This is a genomic window from Streptomyces sp. Wb2n-11, assembly GCF_001049855.1.
Taxonomy (GTDB): Bacteria; Actinomycetota; Actinomycetes; order Streptomycetales; family Streptomycetaceae; genus Streptomyces; species Streptomyces altiplanensis.
In genome coordinates this window covers 2950257-2967758 of sequence record NZ_CVPB01000001.1, presented here as the reverse complement: position 1 = coordinate 2967758, position 17502 = coordinate 2950257, and the positions used below count along the sequence as shown (strand labels likewise).

The 17502-nt window shown below is 71.3% G+C and carries 17 protein-coding genes, 4 tRNA genes and 2 pseudogenes; 14 read left to right on the top strand and 9 right to left on the bottom strand.

Annotation, left to right across the window (positions count from 1 at the left end):
• The first annotated feature begins 2 nt into the window (after positions 1-2).
• From BN1555_RS13330 to BN1555_RS13315, 4 genes and pseudogenes are all read left to right on the top strand, one after another.
• Entirely contained in the window at positions 3-1610 is a 1608-nt protein-coding gene (locus tag BN1555_RS13330; RefSeq protein WP_093799586.1) for an NADH-quinone oxidoreductase subunit M, read from the top strand.
• Positions 1607-3115: an NADH-quinone oxidoreductase subunit N gene (locus BN1555_RS13325; protein WP_093799585.1), complete on the top strand. Its 1509-nt coding sequence runs from the start codon at positions 1607-1609 to the stop codon at positions 3113-3115. The genes BN1555_RS13330 and BN1555_RS13325 overlap by 4 nt, the downstream gene beginning before the upstream one ends.
• Positions 3116-3260: 145 nt before the next feature.
• Entirely contained in the window at positions 3261-4124 is an 864-nt protein-coding gene (htpX, locus tag BN1555_RS13320) for a zinc metalloprotease HtpX (protein ID WP_093799584.1), read from the top strand.
• Positions 4121-4512, top strand: a pseudogene (locus BN1555_RS13315) (YccF domain-containing protein). The gene htpX and the pseudogene BN1555_RS13315 overlap by 4 nt, the downstream one beginning before the upstream one ends.
• Before the next feature lie 129 nt (positions 4513-4641).
• On the opposite strand, the pseudogene BN1555_RS13310 reads toward BN1555_RS13315, so the two are convergent.
• Positions 4642-5871: pseudogene (locus BN1555_RS13310) on the bottom strand (APC family permease); the annotation flags it as partial.
• A 57-nt stretch (positions 5872-5928) separates the two neighbouring features.
• Between BN1555_RS13310 and BN1555_RS13305 the strand changes: the two are divergent.
• Entirely contained in the window at positions 5929-6198 is a 270-nt protein-coding gene (locus BN1555_RS13305; protein ID WP_093799583.1) for a GlsB/YeaQ/YmgE family stress response membrane protein, read from the top strand.
• Positions 6199-6256: 58 nt separating this feature from the next.
• Here BN1555_RS13305 and BN1555_RS13300 read toward each other — a convergent pair whose 3' ends face one another.
• The 3 genes from BN1555_RS13300 to BN1555_RS13290 all read right to left on the bottom strand — a co-directional run bounded on the left by BN1555_RS13300 (position 6257) and on the right by BN1555_RS13290 (position 8079).
• Positions 6257-6913, bottom strand: coding sequence for an alpha-ketoglutarate-dependent dioxygenase AlkB family protein (locus BN1555_RS13300; protein ID WP_093799582.1), 657 nt, complete (start codon positions 6911-6913; stop codon positions 6257-6259).
• Positions 6910-7428, bottom strand: a complete 519-nt coding sequence (locus tag BN1555_RS13295; RefSeq protein WP_093799581.1) for a methylated-DNA--[protein]-cysteine S-methyltransferase — start codon at positions 7426-7428, stop codon at positions 6910-6912. The genes BN1555_RS13300 and BN1555_RS13295 overlap by 4 nt, the downstream gene beginning before the upstream one ends.
• A gap of 162 nt (positions 7429-7590) precedes the next feature.
• Positions 7591-8079 (bottom strand): YajQ family cyclic di-GMP-binding protein, encoded by a 489-nt coding sequence (locus BN1555_RS13290; RefSeq protein WP_093799580.1) that lies wholly within the window; start codon positions 8077-8079, stop codon positions 7591-7593.
• Positions 8080-8303: 224 nt separating this feature from the next.
• On the opposite strand from BN1555_RS13290, the gene BN1555_RS13285 reads away from it, so the two are divergent.
• Positions 8304-8385 (top strand) — tRNA-Tyr (locus BN1555_RS13285).
• Positions 8386-8544: 159 nt separating this feature from the next.
• On the opposite strand, the gene BN1555_RS13280 is transcribed toward BN1555_RS13285, so the two are convergent.
• Together BN1555_RS13280 and BN1555_RS13275 are read right to left on the bottom strand one after the other, a co-directional pair.
• On the bottom strand, positions 8545-9201 hold the full coding sequence (locus tag BN1555_RS13280) for an SDR family oxidoreductase (RefSeq protein ID WP_093799579.1): 657 nt from the start codon (positions 9199-9201) through the stop codon (positions 8545-8547).
• 91 nt (positions 9202-9292) lie between these two features.
• Positions 9293-10552: an amidohydrolase family protein gene (locus BN1555_RS13275; protein ID WP_107081075.1), complete on the bottom strand. Its 1260-nt coding sequence runs from the start codon at positions 10550-10552 to the stop codon at positions 9293-9295.
• Positions 10553-10783: 231 nt separating this feature from the next.
• On the opposite strand from BN1555_RS13275, the gene BN1555_RS13270 reads away from it, so the two are divergent.
• The 6 genes from BN1555_RS13270 to BN1555_RS13245 all read left to right on the top strand — a co-directional run bounded on the left by BN1555_RS13270 (position 10784) and on the right by BN1555_RS13245 (position 13423).
• Positions 10784-10856, top strand: a tRNA-Thr gene (locus tag BN1555_RS13270).
• 47 nt (positions 10857-10903) lie between these two features.
• A tRNA-Met gene (locus BN1555_RS13265) sits at positions 10904-10976 on the top strand.
• Positions 10977-11065: 89 nt separating this feature from the next.
• Positions 11066-11230 carry a 50S ribosomal protein L33 gene (gene rpmG, locus BN1555_RS13260; RefSeq protein WP_003956487.1) on the top strand — a complete coding sequence of 55 codons (165 nt, stop codon included), beginning with the start codon at positions 11066-11068 and terminating at the stop codon, positions 11228-11230.
• A 93-nt stretch (positions 11231-11323) separates the two neighbouring features.
• A complete protein-coding gene (locus BN1555_RS13255; protein WP_093799577.1) occupies positions 11324-11776 on the top strand; it encodes a MaoC family dehydratase N-terminal domain-containing protein in 453 nt (150 codons plus the stop codon).
• Positions 11776-12204: a MaoC family dehydratase gene (locus BN1555_RS13250; RefSeq protein WP_093799576.1), complete on the top strand. Its 429-nt coding sequence runs from the start codon at positions 11776-11778 to the stop codon at positions 12202-12204. The genes BN1555_RS13255 and BN1555_RS13250 overlap by 1 nt, the downstream gene beginning before the upstream one ends.
• Before the next feature lie 163 nt (positions 12205-12367).
• Positions 12368-13423, top strand: a complete 1056-nt coding sequence (locus tag BN1555_RS13245; RefSeq protein ID WP_093799575.1) for a UDP-N-acetylmuramate dehydrogenase — start codon at positions 12368-12370, stop codon at positions 13421-13423.
• 32 nt (positions 13424-13455) lie between these two features.
• Here the strand turns inward: BN1555_RS13245 and BN1555_RS13240 are convergent, their stop codons facing one another.
• The gene (locus BN1555_RS13240) at positions 13456-14094 is read right to left on the bottom strand and encodes an NAD(P)-dependent oxidoreductase (RefSeq protein WP_093799574.1); all 639 of its coding nucleotides are present in this window, start codon (positions 14092-14094) and stop codon (positions 13456-13458) included.
• Positions 14095-14190: 96 nt separating this feature from the next.
• Between BN1555_RS13240 and BN1555_RS13235 the strand changes: the two genes are divergently transcribed.
• A complete protein-coding gene (locus BN1555_RS13235; RefSeq protein ID WP_093799573.1) occupies positions 14191-14784 on the top strand; it encodes a TetR/AcrR family transcriptional regulator in 594 nt (197 codons plus the stop codon).
• Here BN1555_RS13235 and BN1555_RS13230 read toward each other — a convergent pair.
• Both BN1555_RS13230 and BN1555_RS13225 read right to left on the bottom strand, forming a co-directional pair.
• Positions 14777-15796, bottom strand: a complete 1020-nt coding sequence (locus BN1555_RS13230) for an adenosine deaminase (RefSeq protein WP_093799572.1) — start codon at positions 15794-15796, stop codon at positions 14777-14779. The two genes, BN1555_RS13235 and BN1555_RS13230, sit on opposite strands and share 8 nt — an antisense overlap.
• Before the next feature lie 124 nt (positions 15797-15920).
• On the bottom strand, positions 15921-17147 hold the full coding sequence (locus BN1555_RS13225) for a pyridoxal phosphate-dependent aminotransferase (protein WP_093799571.1): 1227 nt from the start codon (positions 17145-17147) through the stop codon (positions 15921-15923).
• Between the two features lie 193 nt (positions 17148-17340).
• Between BN1555_RS13225 and BN1555_RS13220 the strand changes: the two genes are divergently transcribed.
• Positions 17341-17413 (top strand) — tRNA-Trp (locus BN1555_RS13220).
• Positions 17414-17502: the final 89 nt, after the last annotated feature.

The following is a 17502-nucleotide window of genomic DNA, read 5'->3' as shown; positions in this document are numbered from 1 at the left end:
CCGTGATCGATATCAGCCCGTCCGTGATGCAGTTCCTCCTGGCGTTCATCGTCGTCGTCCCGCTCGTCGGCGCCGCCGCGGCGCTCCTCCCGGCCCCGCCGGGCCTCAAGGGCAGGAACCCCGGCCAGGCCGTGCTCCGCCACGGCGTGACCGTGACCGGCGCGGTCCTGCTCGCAGCCGTCGTCCTCACCCTCGGCTTCGACCACGACCACCCGTCGAAGATGCAGGCCACGACCGACATCAGCTGGATCCCGGCGCTCGACGTCAGGATCCACCTCGGCATCGACGGCATCTCGCTCCCCCTCCTCGTGCTGACCGCGCTGCTGACCTTCCTCTGCGCGCTCTACAGCTACTTCAAGCAGCAGCATGAGCAGCTGACGCCGCGGGCCGCGGACCCCTCCCCGAAGGCGTTCGTCGCCCTGCTCCTGGTCCTCGAATCCGGCACCCTCGCGACCTTCGCCGTACTCGACCTGCTCCTCTTCTTCCTGGCGTTCGAGATGGTCCTCATCCCGATGTACTTCCTGATCGCCCGCTGGGGCGGCGACCAGAGGCAGCCCGCCGCCTGGAAGTTCATCCTCTACACGCTGCTCGGCTCCGTCGTCATGCTGCTCGGTCTCCTTCTCGTCGGGCTGAAGGCGGGCACGTTCGACATGGTGGCGCTCGCCGCTGACAACGGCCGTGGGCTGACCACGTCCGTGCAGGTCGTCGCCGTTCTCGCGATCGGTCTCGGCCTCGCCGTCAAGACCCCGATGTGGCCGCTGCACAGCTGGCTCCCCGACGCCCACACCGCCGCCCCCACCGTCGGCTCGGTCCTCCTCGCCGGCGTCCTGCTGAAGATGGGCACGTACGGATTCGTCCGCATCGCCCTCCCCGTCGCCCCCGACGGCATGCAGGTCTTCGCGCCCTACCTCGCCGCCTTCGCGGTCGTCGGCATCATCTACGGATCCCTGGCCTGCCTCGCCCTGGCCCGCAAGGGCGCCAAGGGCGACCTGAAGCGCCTGATCGCGTACTCCTCCGTCGGCCACATGGGCTTCGTGCTCCTCGGCATCGCGTCCATGACCCCCACCGGCGTCAACGGCGCGCTCTTCGCCAACATCGCCCACGGCCTGATCACCGGCCTGCTCTTCTTCCTGGTCGGCGCCCTCAAGGACCGCTACGGCACCGCGGACCTCGACACCCTCGCCGGTGCCACCGGTGCGGCCCTCTACGGCCGCGCCCCCCGCCTCGGCGGCCTCCTCGCCTTCGCCGCGGTCGCCTCCCTCGGCCTCCCCGGCCTCGCCGGGTTCTGGGGCGAGATGCTGACGATGTTCGGCGCCTTCGACCCCGCCGAGGGCCTCAGCCGCCCCGCCTTCCTCACCTTCATGGCGATCGCCGGTCTCGGCACCCTGCTGACCGCCGCGTACCTGCTCGTCGTCGTACGCCGTGTCTGCATGGGCGTCCCCCCGCAGCAGGCATCCGGACCGACGAAGATCACCGACGTCCAGGGCTACGAGTTCGCCGCCTGGACCCCCCTCGTCGCCCTCACCGTCCTCGCCGGACTCTGGCCCGCGGTCCTCCTCGGCCTCACCGACCCGGCCGTGCAGAAGCTCCTCGCAGGAGGCAAGTCGTGACCGTGGCCGCCGAAAGCGCCAGCCTCGTCCAGTCCGTCGACTGGCCGGCCATCGCCCCGCCGACCATCACGGCGGCCGTCGGCCTGATCGTCCTGGTCGCCGACCTCTTCGTGCCCGAGAGCAAGAAGCAGCTGCTCGGCCGGCTCTCCGTCGCCGGTCTGGCCGCGGCGATCCTCACTCTCCTCCCCCTCCGCCGGGGCGACCGCTCCACCTTCTGCCTGAACTCCGACGCGGACGTCTGCAGCTACACCGCCGACCACTTCACCCTCGTCATCCAGTTCCTGGTGCTCGGCGGCGCGCTGCTCACCGCCCTGCTCTCGATGACCGAGACGGTGAAGGACAAGCTCCCCGCGGGCGAGTTCTGGTTCCTCCTGATGTCCTCGGCAGCCGGGGCGGCCCTGCTCCCCGCCGCCCGCGACCTCGCCACCCTCGTCGTCGCCCTCGAAGTCGCGTCACTGCCCGCCTTCGCCCTCGTCGGCATGAAGCGCGGCGACCGCCTCTCCTCCGAGGCGGCCCTGAAGTTCTTCCTCTCCTCCGTCACCGCCACCGCCGTCACGCTGCTCGGCGTCAGCTTCGTGTACGCGACGACCGGCACCCTGCACCTCACCGAGATCGCCGTGCACCTCGGTGACGTACCGGCGCAGCTCGACACCCTCGCCAAAGCAGGCGTCGCACTGACTCTCATCGGCTTCGCCTTCAAAACGGCCGCGGTCCCCTTCCACTTCTGGGTCCCCGACACGTACGTGGGAGCGCCCCTCCCCGTAGCCGCCTACCTCTCCGTCATCGGCAAGGCGGTCGGCTTCACGGGCCTCATCCTGGTCACCGTCGTGGCCTTCCCCTCCTACGCCGACGTATGGGGCCCGGCGATCGCCGTGCTGGCAGCCCTCACCATGACCGTGGGCAACGTGGCGGCCCTCCGCCAGTCGGCCACGCGCGCGTACAGCGCCGTCCGCCTCCTGGCCTGGTCGTCGGTCGGCCAGGCCGGCTACATCCTGGTCCCGATCGCCGCGGCGGCGTACTCCAGCGACGACCAGATCGGCTCCACCGTCGCGTACGCCCTGATGTACGCCGTGGTGAACCTCGGCGCCTTCGCGGTCGCGGCCCTCGTCGCCCGCACGCACCCGCTCAACCGGATCACCGACTACCGCGGCCTCTACGCGGCCCGCCCCCTCGCCGCCCTCGCACTCGGCTTCTTCCTCCTCTGCCTCGCGGGGCTGCCGCCCGGCATCATCGGTCTCTTCGCCAAGGTCACGGTCTTCTCCGCGGCCGTCGACGCGGGGCTCGGCTGGCTCGCGGTCGTCATGGCGGTGAACGTGGTGATCGCGCTCTACTACTACCTCCAGTGGACCGCCGTCCTCTTCCGCGCTCCCGAGGGCGAACCGTCCCGCCACGCGGTCCCCGTGCCCATCACGGCCGCCATCGCCCTGACCGCCGTCGCGGGCATCGCCCTGTCCGGCGTACCGCAGCTGGCACTGCGCTTCGCCACCGGCAACCTCTTCCAGTAAGCACGGACGGCCCGACGGCCGCCCCGGTAGCACAAGGGAACTAGCCCCCCTCGCTTGGCGTTGACCAGTAAGGGAGGGTCCACTGAATGTGGAAGCACCCCCCCCAGCAAGGGGTTCCCCTGCCGCACCATTTGGAGGGCGCACCGTGCACCGCCGGCACAACGGACTGAGGACCGCCGTACTCCTCGGGGGACTGTCAGCACTCATCATCGTCATCGGCAGCTTCTTCGGCCGTACGGGTCTGATCGTCGCGGTTCTCGTCGCACTCGGCACCAACGCCTACGCGTACTGGAACAGCGACAAACTGGCACTCCGCGCGATGCGCGCCCGCCCCGTGAGCGAGTTCGAGGCGCCACAGCTCTACCGCATGGTCCGCGACCTCTCCACCCAGGCCCGCCAGCCGATGCCCCGCCTGTACATCTCGCCGACCCAGGCCCCCAACGCCTTCGCGACCGGCCGCAACCCCCGCAACGCGGCGGTCTGCTGCACCGAAGGGATCCTCCAGCTCCTCAACGAGCGTGAACTCCGGGGCGTCATCGGCCACGAACTGAGCCACGTCTACAACCGGGACATCCTGATCTCCTCGGTCGCCGGCGCGCTGGCGTCAGTGATCATGTTCCTGGTCAACTTCGCCTGGCTCATCCCCGTCGGCCGCTCCGACGACGACGAGGGCCCGGGCCTCTTCGGCATGCTGCTGATCATGATTCTGGGGCCCCTGGCCGCCTCCGTCATCCAACTCGCGGTGAGCCGTTCCCGCGAGTACCAGGCAGATGCCTCCGGAGCCCAGCTCACCGGCGACCCGCTCGCCCTCGCGAGCGCCCTGCGCAAGCTCGAGGCAGGCACGAAGCAACTGCCGCTGCCCCCCGAGCCGCGCATCGAGACCGCGAGCCACATGATGATCGCGAACCCGTTCCGCCCCGGGCAGGCGGCGTCAAAGCTGTTCTCGACGCACCCGCCCATGGCGGAACGCATCGCCCGACTCGAACAGATGGCAGGTCACCGCCCGTGAAGACAATCCTGAACGTCATATGGCTGGTGCTGAGCGGCTTCTGGCTCTTCCTGGGCTACCTCCTGGCAGGCGTACTCCTCTGCGTCACGGTCATCGGCATCCCGTTCGGCCTGGCGTCCTTCCGCATCGGCCGCTACGCCCTCTGGCCCTTCGGCTACACCGCAGTGGAGCGCCGCGACGCGGGATCCCCTCCTGCGTGGGCAACGTCCTGTGGCTGGTCCTGGCGGGCTGGTGGCTGGCGCTGAGCCACGTCGTCACGGGCATCGCGCTCTGCGTCACGGTCATCGGCATCCCGTTCGGCATAGCCAACTTCAAGATGATCCCCGTCTCGCTGCTCCCGCTGGGCCGCGAAATCGTCCCGACGGACCAGCCGTTCGCGTCCAGGTAACCGCCCAGCTCCCCGCCCCGAGGGCCGACGGCCCCGGTGCCGGGCGGGGACGCCCCGGCGCGGCACCGGTCCCAGCACCCCGCGGCGGCGGGCGCGTGCGCGCGAGACCGGGCCGGACTCAGCCCCGGCCCTCCGGACCCCGTACACGGCCGCCCCCACCGCCAGCACCGCCGCTCCCGCCCCCACCGAGGCCACCGGCAGCGCGAACGCCAGCCCCGCGCACCCCACGGCCCCGCCCGCCGCCACGACCCGCCCGGGCCCCGGCCCCAGCGTCCACGCCGAGGCGTTGGCGATCGCGTAGTACACCAGCACCCCGAACGACGAAAACCCGATGGCTCCACGCACATCACCGGTCGCGGCCACCACGGCGACGACCGCCCCCACCGCCAACTCCGCCCGGTGCGGCACCTGGAACCGCGGATGTACGGCGGCCAGCGCACCCGGCAGATGACCGTCCCTGGCCATCGCCAGCGTCGTACGCGACACCCCGAGGATCAGCGCCAGCAACGACCCGAGCGCCGCCACAGCCGCACCGGTCCGCACCACGGGCGCCAGCTCCCCCACGCCCGCCGCCCGCACCGCGTCCGCCAAGGGCGCCGCGGAAGAGGCCAGTTCCCCGGCGCCCAGCACCGACAGCACCGCGACCGCCACGCACGCGTACACCACCAGCGCGATCCCCAGCGCCACCGGAATCGCGCGCGGGATCGTACGGGCCGGATCGCGCACCTCCTCGCCGAGCGTCGCGATCCGCGCGTACCCGGCGAACGCGAAGAACAGCAGCCCGGCGGCCTGAAGCACCCCACCGGGTCCCGAACCGCCGGACTCCGCACCGCCGGGTCCCGAACCCAGCGAAGGCCCCTCCGCCCCGAGACACACCGCCACGACAGCCACCAGCACCGCCAGCACCACCGCCACGATCGCCCGCGTCAGCCACGCCGACTTCTGAACACCCCCGTAGTTCACCGCGGTCAGCACCACCACAGCGGCGACAGCCACGCCGTGCGCCTGCTCCGGCCACACGTACGCCCCGACCGCCAGCGCCATGGCCGCGCAGGAAGCGGTCTTCCCCACCACGAAACCCCAGCCCGCCAGATACCCCCAGAAGGGCCCGAGCCGCTCCCGCCCGTACACGTACGTCCCACCGGAGGCCGGATAACGGGCCGCGAGCCGTGCGGAGGACATCGCGTTGCAGTACGCCACCACAGCGGCCAGCGCCAGCCCCGCCAGCAGCAGCGTCCCGGAGCCGGCTGCCCCCGCCGCCGGCGCGAGCGCCACGAAGATCCCCGCGCCGATCATCGCCCCGAGCCCGACCATCACGGCATCGAAGACCCCGAGCGTCCGCCGCAGTTCCTGTGTCATGGGCCGCACCCTACTGACCTGCGCAACCACCCGGAGCTCCGGAACGTCTTCGGCTGCATGAGCATCATCAGCTGGATCGTCCTCGGTCTGCTCTCCGGAGCCGTCGCCAAAATCCTGCTTCCCGGGCGCGATCCGGGCGGCCTGATCGGCACGACCCTCATCGGGGTCGCGGGCGCGTTCATCGGCGGCTGGGCCTCGGCCCGCTACCTCGACCGCCCGATCGCCAACGAGTTCTACGACGGGGCCACCTGGGCCGCCGCCATCGGCGGGGCGCTCGCCCTCCTGGTCGTGTACCGGATCCTCTTCGGCCACTCGCGTTCCCGCTGAGCCGCCCCGAGCCGCCTGGCCCACTCAGAACCACCTGAGCCGCCCCGAGCCACCTGAACTACCCGAGCCCCGTCTCCCGCAACGTGATGTTGAGCCGCCCGCCCGCCAGCCCGGTCCCCGGACCACCGGTCCCCGGCAGCACCTTCGGCACCCCGTGGTAAGCGAAGCGCGAAGGCCCCCCGAACACGAAGAGATCCCCCGAGGCCAGCTCCACATCCGTGTAGGGCCGCCCCCGGCTCTCCGTATTGCCGAACCGGAACACACACGTGTCGCCGATGCTCAGCGACACCACGGGAGCCCCGGACCGCTCGTCCCTGTCCTGGTGCATCCCCATCTTCGCGTCACCGTCATAAAAATTGACGAGCGCGGTGTCCGGCGCGTACCCCCGCGCCGCCTCCTCGTCCCCGTACGCGACGGCCAGCGCCCGCCGCCCCAGCTCCGCCAGCCACTCGGGAAACGCGGCCACCGGCGCGCCGTTCACGTCGTCCGCCGTGCGCGTGTACCGGTACGGCTGCCAGTGCCACCCCACGCACACCGTCCGCACCGACATGACTCCGCCGTTCGGCAGCCGTGTGCGCCGGATCGGCACCGGGCCCCGCGCCCACTCCCGGCACGCCCCGACCAGCTCCCGCTGCTCGTCCACCGGCAGCCAGCCGGGCACGTGCACCGCCCCCGGCGCGATCTGCGCCCGCTCCCGGGGGAACAGCCCGGTCACGCCGGCGTCCCGGCCCCCTCGAGCTCCAGCAACCGCCGCTTGCGTTCGAGCCCGCCCGCGTACCCGGTCAGCGAGCCGTCCGCCCCGATCACCCGGTGGCACGGCCGCACGACGAGCAGCGGGTTGCGCCCGATCGCCGTTCCCAGCGCCCGCACCCCGGCCCGCGAGACCCCGATCCGCTCGGCGAGCTTCCCGTACGACGTCGTGGTGCCGTACGGGATCGTCTCCAGCGCCTCCCACACCCGCCGCTGGAAGTCCGTACCGACACCGCCGGCGTACTCCACGTCGAAGCGCGTCAGTTCCCCGCCGAAGTACGCCCGCACCTGCCGCGCGATCTCCTCGAAGGCCCCGGGCTCGCGCCGCCACCCGTCCGGCACGTCACCGACGGCGACTCCGCCCTTCTGCCCGGGCACCGACAGCGAGGCCAGTGCCGTACCGCCGACGGCGGTCGCGGACTCCTCGCCCACCAACAGCAGTTCACCCAGCGGGCTGTCCACGGTCGCGTAGAGCGTCATGGCCGGTCCCTTCCCTCACAGTGCGTTCCCGTACGTTCCCGTACGCCCCGTCACGACGAGTCTGCGACGCAGGGCCCGCCGGAGCTGGCGGAATTCGGACATCGCGGCGGGGGTGGAGCCGGCCGCGCCGCCTCCACCCCCGCTCCGCGGCGAACCGCCAGGTCAGCGGTAGTTCACGAACTGCAGCGCGAAATCGAAGTCCTTGCCCTTGAGCAGCGCCTGCACGGCCTGGAGGTCGTCACGGCTCTTCGAGCTGACCCGCAGCTCGTCGCCCTGAACCTGCGCCTTGACGCCCTTGGGACCCTCATCGCGGATGATCTTCGCCACCTTCTTGGCGTTGTCCTGGGAGATGCCCTCCTCGATGGACGCGAAGATCTTGTACTCCTTGCCGGACAGCTGCGGCTCGCCGGCGTCCAGCACCTTGAGCGAGATCCCGCGCTTGACCAACTTGGTCTCGAAGACGTCGAGGATCGCCTTGACCCGCTCCTCGGAGCTGGCCTGCATCAGGATCTTCTCGCCGGACCAATCGATCGAGGCGCCGACGTTCTTGAAGTCGTAGCGCTGCGAGATCTCCTTCGCGGCCTGGTTGAGGGCGTTGTCGACCTCCTGCCGCTCGACCTTCGAAACGATGTCGAAACTGGAGTCGGCCATGTCCTGTGGCTCCTTGTGATCGGGGGATGGGGGTACCGGTTCCGGGTTGCCTCGCCGGGCGGGGTACGCGGCCGGTGCTCCCGTGCCGCTTCCGTAAAGCCTAGTCACCCGCGCCCGCCCCGAGCACTGATCAATCCGGTGGCGGAGCACCCCCGGGTATCGGGTATCGTTTACGTCGTTGCCACGGAACACCGCCCAGGCGGTCGACCGAAGCGACATCCCATGGCGGTGTGCCCGAGTGGCCAATGGGAGCGGACTGTAAATCCGCCGGCTTAGCCTTCCCAGGTTCGAATCCTGGCGCCGCCACAGGTAGGGAAACCCTCTCCGGACCGCAGAAACGCGGACCGGAGGGGGTTTTCCGGTTGACGGGCCGGCTGATGAACCGGCCAGGAGCCCTCGACACCCGGAACTCCTCGACACCCGGAACACTCCGGCTGCCGGAACTCTCCGGCAGCCGCATCACGTTCAGTTGCCGGCGACGTCCTTCACCGCGACCGCGACCGGCACCGAGCCGCTGACCAGCTCCAGAGTCAGACCCGCCGTCGACGGAGTCTCCAGCAGCTCGGCCAGGACGGCCGCCACGTCGTCGCGCGCCACCGGACCACGCCCCGTCGAGGCCCCGAGGCGTACGAGTCCCGTGCCCGCGTCGTTCGTCAGGCTGCCCGGCCGCAGGATCGTCCAGTCCAGGCCGGTACGGGAGCGTACGTCCGCGTCCGCCGCGCCCTTGGCGCGCAGGTACGCGTCGAAGACCTCGTCGCCCGCCCGCTCCGGATCCGCGCCCATCGAGGACACGACGAGGAAGCGGCGTACGCCCGCCCGCTCCGCCGCGTCCGCGAAGAGCACGGCCGCGCCCCGGTCCACCGTGTCCTTGCGCCCGGTGCCGCTGCCGGGCCCCGCGCCCGCCGCGAAGACAGCGGCGTCGGCGCCCTCCAGCACCTCGGCGACCTGCTCGACGGAGGCCGATTCCAGGTCGAGCACGACCGGCTCGGCACCGGCCTCCCGCAGATCCTCGCTCTGCCCGGGGTCGCGGACGATGCCCGCGACCCCGTACCCGCGTGCGGCGAGCAACCGCTCCAGCCGCAGTGCGATCTGACCATGTCCACCCGCGATGACAATGCGCATGCTCCCGACCGTACGCGCACCTCTGCGTGCGTGCTCAGGACCCGGCCGCCCCGGGTGCAACACCCGGGTGAGGCGCGGTGCGCGCGCCGGCTCAGCCCCGCCCCTGACGCGGCAGGCCGAGCGCGACGGCGGCCGCCGAGTCGCAGTACTCCCGTACCGCGCTGGTACGCGCCACCACCCGCCCGCGATGGATGACGACGCGGCTGTACGCGAGCGACAGCACCCCCGCGATCCGCTCTCCGCGTACGGCGACCAACTCCGCGGGGAACCCCGCCTCCACCCGCACCTCGGGCAGCCCCATCGCCTCCCGCGCCGCCGAGCTCACCGTCCCGTACGCGTCCGAAGCCCGCATCCCGCCCTGCGAGGCCAGCAGGTAGGCGGCCTCCAGCGGGTCCCCGCGCCCCACCGGGTTGGCCACGTCCCGCAGTGCCCCGCTGCCCGCGGCGACCCGCACCCCGGCCGCCCGCAGCAGCCGTACGGGAGCCGGCCCGCCGCCCCGCCGCTCGACCCCCGCGCAGTTGCCCTGCGGCAGGCAGACCACGGTCACCCCGGCCGCGGCCAGCTGTCCGGCGGCACGCTTCGCCGCCTCCAGGGGCAGTCGGGAGAGCCCGGCGCACGGGCCGATCGTGACCCCGGGCCGCAGGCCGCCCACCATCGCCGCGAGCCGGGCGAGCCGGGCCGGATCGTCACCCTCCGTATGGAGGTCCACGGGGCAGCCGTGCTCGGCGGCGACCTCCAGGACCGCCTCCGTGTAGCCGGCCGGGTCGGGGTCGAGGTCCGGGCAGCCCCCCACCGCGCCGGCGCCCATCTTCACGGCGTCCCGCAGCATCGACAGGCCGTCCGCGCCCGCGAGGCCGGTGAGCAGCCGGGGCACGGCGACGGCGGTCAGATCGGCCAGCCCGCGCAGCGAGCGCCGCGCCTGGAGCACCGCCTCCATGGACCTGAGCCCCTGCACGTCCCCGATCCGCACGTGCGAGCGCACCGCGGTCGCGCCGTGCCCCAGCTGGAGCAGCACCGCCTCGGTGGTGCGGCGCTGGACCTCCTCGGTGCGGTACGGAACCGGGCCGCCGACGTCGGCGGTGAGAGCGGTGTCACTGTGGGCGTGCGGCTCGGCGGGGGCGGGCAGCAGGAGATGGCCGCTGAGGTCCACGCGCGCGCCCACCGCGGGGAGGCTGCCCGCGGTGCCGACGGCCTCGATGCGCCCGCCACTGAGCCGTACGTCCACGGTCCGGCCGTCGGTGAGGCGGGCCGAGCACAGCAGCAGCGTGGTGCTGTCGGTGCCGGGCAGGCCGTCGCCGTTTCCCGAGCCGCCGCCGGACGAACGGGGCGGCTGCGGCTGGCTGTCGGACATCGGGCTCCTGCGGGGGCTCGGGCGTACAAGATCAAGATCAAGATCACGCAGCGTGAGACGAGCCTAGGGGGCCGCAAACCAGCCTTCGACGAGGAGCGCAATAGTCGTACCGGTGTGGGCACGAGTGGCGTACGGGACGGGTGGGGTGAGCGCGGGAAAGAGGGCGGGGGAGCGGGGCCGGAAAACGGATTTGGGCGATCGGCAGGCAACCGTGTAATGTCTTCATCGCTCGCCCCAATAGCTCAGTCGGTAGAGCGTCTCCATGGTAAGGAGAAGGTCTACGGTTCGATTCCGTATTGGGGCTCTGGTGATCGGTGATCCTCGCTTTCGGGCGGGGGGATCCGTCATCAAAGCGGTGTAGCTCAGTCGGTAGAGCAAGCGGCTCATAATCGCTGTGTCACCGGTTCAAGTCCGGTCACCGCTACACACGGTAGCCGATTGTGGGGTCGGTCCTTCGATCGGCTACTCTTTTATGCGTTCATCCGTTCATCCGTCCGTCCAAGGAGCACTCACGTGGCTGCCACCGACGTCCGCCCGAAGATCACGCTGGCCTGCGTGGAGTGCAAGGAGCGGAACTACATCACCAAGAAGAACCGGCGTAACAACCCGGACCGTCTTGAGATGAAGAAGCACTGCCCGCGCTGCAACTCGCACACTGCGCACCGCGAAACCCGCTAAATACAGGCTCGTATGCGAGGCCGTCCCCACTTCGGGGGCGGCCTCGTGTCGTTTGCCCAGTTCAACTCATCAGGCATCAGGAGGTACGAGTCCATGGCGCTCGATCAGTCCTTCGTGGGGCGGGCCTATCCGCCCACCGCACCGTACGAGGTCGGCCGGGAGAAGATCCGCGAGTTCGCCGAGGCTGTGGGCGACACCAACCCCGCGTACACCGACCCGGAAGCCGCCAAGGCGCTCGGCCACTCCGATGTGATCGCACCGCCGACCTTCGTCTTCGCCATCACTTTCAAGGCGGCGAGCCAGGTCGTCGAGGACCCGCGGCTGGGTCTGGACTACAGCCGTGTGGTGCACGGCGACCAGAAGTTCGCGTACCGGCGCCCGGTGCGCGCGGGGGACCGGCTGTCGGTCACCTCGACGATCGAGGCGGTCAAGTCGATGGCGGGCAACGACATCGTGGACATCCGCGGTGAGGTCCACGACGAGACCGGTGAGCACGTCGTGACGGCATGGACGAAGCTCGTCGCGCGCGCGGCGCAGGAGGCGTGATGACTGCGAAGATCTCCTACGCGGACGTCGAGGTCGGCACCGAGCTGCCGGCCCAGTCCTTTCCCGTGACGCGCGCCACGCTCGTGCAGTACGCGGGCGCCTCCGGCGACTTCAACCCGATCCACTGGAACGAGAAGTTCGCCACCGAGGTCGGGCTGCCGGACGTGATCGCGCACGGCATGTTCACCATGGCCGAGGCGATCCGGGTGGTCACCGACTGGGCCGGCGACCCGGCCGCCGTCGTCGAGTACGGCGTGCGCTTCACCAAGCCGGTCATCGTCCCGAACGACGACAAGGGTGCGCTGATCGAGGTCAGCGCCAAGGTCGCCGCACTGCTGGACGACAACCGGGTCCGGGTGGACCTGATCGCGATGAGCGCCGGGCAGAAGGTGCTGGGCATGTCCCGCGCCGTGGTCCGGCTCGCCTGACGGAAGGGACGCCCCCGCGATCGCGGGGGTCGCGGCCCCCGCTGATCCCGCCCCGGCGTGAGAAGCGGCGGCCGCCGCCGCGGGAGCACGGGGAGCGGCTCGTCCACCGACGCCCGGGTACGGGGCGCCTCCGGCTGCCGGAGGCGCCCCGTACGCTTGTCCCGTGCAGGAACTCCACGACGCTCCCCTCGCCCCCCTGACCACCTTCCGGCTCGGCGGTCCCGCGACCCGTCTCGTCACGGCCACCACCGACGACGAGGTGATCGCCGTCGTCCGCGAGGCCGACGCGGCCGGCACCCCGCTGCTCGTCATCGGCGGCGGAAGCAACCTGGTCATCGGCGACAAGGGCTTCGACGGCACCGCCCTGCGCATCGCGACCACCGGCTTCCGCCTCGACGGCACGTCGCTGGAACTGGCCGCCGGCGAGGTCTGGACCGACGCCGTCGCCCGCACCGTGGAGGCGGGCCTCGCGGGCATCGAGTGCCTCGCGGGCATCCCCGGCTCGGCCGGCGCGACACCGATCCAGAACGTCGGGGCGTACGGCCAGGAAGTGTCCGGCGTCATCACCGAGGTCGTCGCCTACGACCGCCGGGCGGGCGAGACGGTCACCCTGTCCGCTGCCGACTGCGACTTCTCGTACCGCCACAGCCGCTTCAAGCGGGACCCGGACCATTTCGTCGTCCTGCGCGTCCGCTTCGTACTGGAGGACGCGGGCGGCCTGTCCGCGCCCGTCAAGTACCCCGAGACCGCGCGCACGCTGGGCGTCGCGGCCGGCGACCGCGTGCCCGCCGCCGTCGCCCGCGAGACCGTGCTGAAACTGCGCGCGGGCAAGGGCATGGTCCTGGATCCCGAGGATCACGACACGTGGTCCGCGGGATCCTTCTTCACCAACCCGATCCTGACGGACGAGGAGTACGCCGCCTTCCTCGCCCGCGCCCGGGAGCGCCTCGGCTCCGGTGTGACGCCGCCCGCCTTCCCGGCGGGCGACGGCAGGACCAAGACCTCGGCGGCCTGGCTGATCGACAAGGCCGGCTTCACCAAGGGGTACGGCTCGGGCCCGGCCCGTATCTCCACCAAGCACACCCTCGCCCTCACCAACCGCGGGGACGCGACCACCGACGACCTGCTGGCGCTCGCCCGCGAGGTCGTCGACGGGGTCCGCGAGGCGTTCGGCGTGACGCTGGTGAACGAGCCGGTGACGGTGGGCGTCAGCCTGTAGAGGCAGGGGAGAACCCCGCGGGGCGCGCCGGCCTAGTACGCGACCCCCACCCCCTGCTTCACGGTCGCCGGGTCGTCCACCATCGCGAGCATCGCGTGTGCCACATCCGCCCGTGCGATGCTCCTGCCGCTGCGCGGGCTGCCCCCGACGACCGTCCGGTACTTTCCCGTCACCGGCTTGTCGAGCAGCCTCGGCGGCCGCACCGACGTCCAGTCGGTCGCCGAGCGCGCCAGCTCCTCCTCCATGACGCGCAGATCGGCGTACACGTCCTTCAGGACCGCGCCGACCACCGACAGCATGGCGCGGTCCAGGAGCGGCTGGCCCTCGGGCACCGGCCCGAGCGGAGCCGCGCTGACCACCAGCAGGCGTCGCGTGCTCTCCGCCTCCATCGCCCGCAGCACCCGGCGGGTGAGGTGCGCGGCGATCCCCGCGTCCTTGCGGGTGCGGGCCCCGAGCCCGGAGAGCACGGCGTCACGCCCCGCCACCGCCCGGCGCAGCGTCTCCAGGTCCCCGTCGCTCAGCTGTGCCGGGAAGACCTCCAGGCGCTGCCCCGTCACGCCGAACCGCGCCGGATCGCGCACCACCGCTGTGACCCGGTGCCCCTCCGCCAGCGCCTGCTTGACGATCTCCTGTCCGATGCCGCCGGTCGCGCCGAAAACAGTGATCTTCATTGCGCACCCTCCCCAGGTGGGTAAGTATTCACTCACTTCACTTCCCATCAGGGTGGGTGAATGCTTACTCACCCGTCAAGCTCTCATGGAGCACACATGCAGAAGCCCGCAAGAGAGCGGATCCTCGACGCTTCCCACGAGCTGATGCGGACCATCGGCCTGGCCCGTACGACCACCAAGGAGATCGCCCGGGCCGCCGACTGCTCCGAGGCCGCGCTGTACAAGCACTTCGCGAGCAAGGAGGAGCTCTTCGTGGCCGTGCTGAAGGAGCGCCTGCCCGAGCTGGGCCCGCTCCTCCACCGCCTCACCGCCGATCCGGGGACCCGCTCCGTCGAGGAGAACCTCACCGAGATCGCCCGCCAGGCCGTCCACTTCTACGCGGAGAGCTTCCCGATCGCCGCCTCGCTCTACGCCGAGACCAAGCTCAAGCGCCGCCACGACGACTCGATGCGGGAGATGGGCACCGGCCCCCACACGCCCATCGAGGGCCTCGACACCTATCTGCGCTCGGAGTGCGAAGCCGGCCGCCTCAGCCCCGGCGCCGACACCTTCGCGGCCGCGTCACTGCTCCTGGGCGCCTGCGCCCAGCGCGCCTTCGCCTATGACTCCACCATCGGCAAGAAGCCCCCGCAGTCCGTGGACGAGTTCGCCGCCGCCCTCGCCCGGACCCTGCTGAACGGAATCAGCTAGCCAGCCAGTGATCGATCCCGGAGAGCAGCTTCGCCTGTACGTCACCGGGCGCGGCCGACCCGCGCACCGACTGCCGCGCCAGCTCCGCCAGCTCGGTGTCAGTGAACCCGTGGTGCTGCCGCGCCAGCTCGTACTGCGCCGCCAGCCGCGACCCGAACAGCAATGGGTCGTCCGCGCCCAGCGCCATCGGCACCCCGGCGTCGTACAGCGTCCGCAGGGGCACGTCCTCGGGCTTCTCGTACACCCCGAGCGCCACGTTCGACGCCGGGCACACCTCGCACGTCACGCCCCTCTCGGCCAGCTTCCGCAGCAGTCGCGGATCCTCGGCCGCCCGGACGCCGTGCCCGATCCTTGACGCCCGCAGATCGTCCAGGCAGTCCCGTACGGACGCCGGCCCGGTCAGCTCCCCGCCGTGCGGCGCGGCGAGCAGTCCGCCCTCGCGCGCGATCGCGAACGCGCGGTCGAAGTCCCTGGCCATGCCCCGACGCTCGTCGTTGGAGAGCCCGAAGCCGACGACCCCGCGGCCCGCGTACCGCACGGCGAGGCGCGCCAGCGTCCGCGCGTCCAGCGGGTGCTTCATCCGGTTCGCCGCGACCAGCACCCGCATCCCGAGCCCGGTCTCCCGCGACGCGCTGTCCACCGCGTCCAGAATGATCTCCAGGGCCGGGATCAGCCCGCCCAGCATCGGCGCGTACGACGTCGGGTCTACCTGGATCTCCAGCCACCCCGAGCCGTCCCGCACGTCCTCCTCGGCCGCCTCGCGCACCAGCCGCTGGATGTCCTCGGGCTCGCGCAGACACGAGCGGGCGGCGTCGTACAGCCGCTGGAAGCGGAACCAGCCCCGCTCGTCGGTCGCACGCAGCTTCGGCGGTTCCCCGCTCGTCAGGGCCTCCGGCAGGTGCACGCCGTACTTGTCGGCCAGATCGAGCAGCGTGCCGGGCCGCATCGACCCGGTGAAATGCAGATGCAGATGGGCCTTCGGCAGCAGTCGGACATCGCGCACACTCAACATCCCAAGATCCTGCCGTACACACGAGCCGCCCGGAAGCACCTTTTCTCGAACGAGTGGCCGCCCGAACGCAGAAACGGGCCCCCGGCCGCTGTCGGGGACCCGTTCAGTCACTGAGAAGCAATTGCTAGTCGCGGGCCTCCGCCAGCAGCTTCTGGATCCGCGACACGCCCTCGACCAGGTCCTCGTCGCCCAGCGCGTACGAAAGCCGCAGGTAACCCGGCGTGCCGAACGCCTCGCCCGGGACCACCGCCACCTCGACCTCGTCCAGGATCAGCGCGGCCAGCTCGACCGAGTCCTGCGGGCGCTTGCCGCGGATCTCCTTGCCGAGCAGTCCCTTGACCGAGGGGTACGCGTAGAACGCGCCCTCCGGTTCAGGGCAGACGACGCCGTCGATCTCGTTGAGCATCCGCACCATCGTCCGGCGGCGGCGGTCGAAGGCGGAACGCATCTCGGCGACCGCGTCCAGGTCACCGGAGACCGCGGCCAGCGCCGCCGCCTGCGCGACGTTGGAGACGTTCGACGTGGCGTGCGACTGCAGGTTGGTCGCGGCCTTCACCACGTCCTTCGGGCCGATGATCCACCCCACGCGCCAGCCGGTCATCGCGTAGGTCTTGGCGACGCCGTTGACCACGATGCACTTGTCCCGCAGCTCGGGCAGGACCGCCGGGAGGGAGACCGCGGACGCGTCGCCGTACACCAGGTGCTCGTAGATCTCGTCCGTCAGCACCCACAGACCGTGCTCGACGGCCCAGCGGCCGATCGCCTCGGTCTCGGCCTCGGTGTACACCGCGCCGGTCGGGTTGGACGGGGAGACGAAGAGGACCACCTTGGTCTTCTCCGTACGGGCCGCCTCCAGCTGCTCGACCGACACGCGGTAGCCGGTGGTCTCGTCGGCGACCACGTCGACCGGGACACCGCCCGCGAGGCGGATCGACTCGGGGTACGTCGTCCAGTACGGCGCCGGGACGATGACCTCGTCGCCCGGGTCCAGGATCGCGGCGAAGGCCTCGTAGATGGCCTGCTTGCCGCCGTTGGTGACCAGGACCTGCGAGGCGTCCGGCTCGTAGCCGGAGTCGCGCAGCGTCTTCGCGGCGATCGCGGCCTTGAGCTCGGGGAGCCCGCCGGCCGGCGTGTAGCGGTGGTACTTCGGGTTGCGGCAGGCCTCGATCGCGGCCTCGACGATGTAACCGGGCGTGGGGAAGTCGGGCTCGCCGGCGCCGAAGCCGATGACCGGACGGCCGGCGGCCTTCAGGGCCTTGGCCTTGGCGTCCACGGCAAGGGTTGCGGACTCGGAGATCGCGCCGATTCGGGCTGAGACCCGGCGCTCGGTGGGAGGAGTTGCAGCGCTCATACGGCCCATCGTCCCAGACCACAAACACGCCGGGCGCACAGATGCCGAGGGGTGGACGCGAAGCGGTCCGGGGCGGTCTGTTCGACGCCGGGCCTGTGACCACGTACACTCACTCGTCGTTGGCCCTCAACGGCAGCTCCTCCGTGCGCACTCCATGCACTCGGCCGGATGCGGTAGGTTGGGGTAACCACAAAGGGTCGTAGCTCAATTGGTAGAGCACTGGTCTCCAAAACCAGCGGTTGGGGGTTCAAGTCCCTCCGGCCCTGCTACACGCATCTTCGCCAGGATGTGTGCGCATGTACGTACTTCTATGCACCGCCGTGCGGCTCCACCGGGCGCGGCACGGCCACGACCC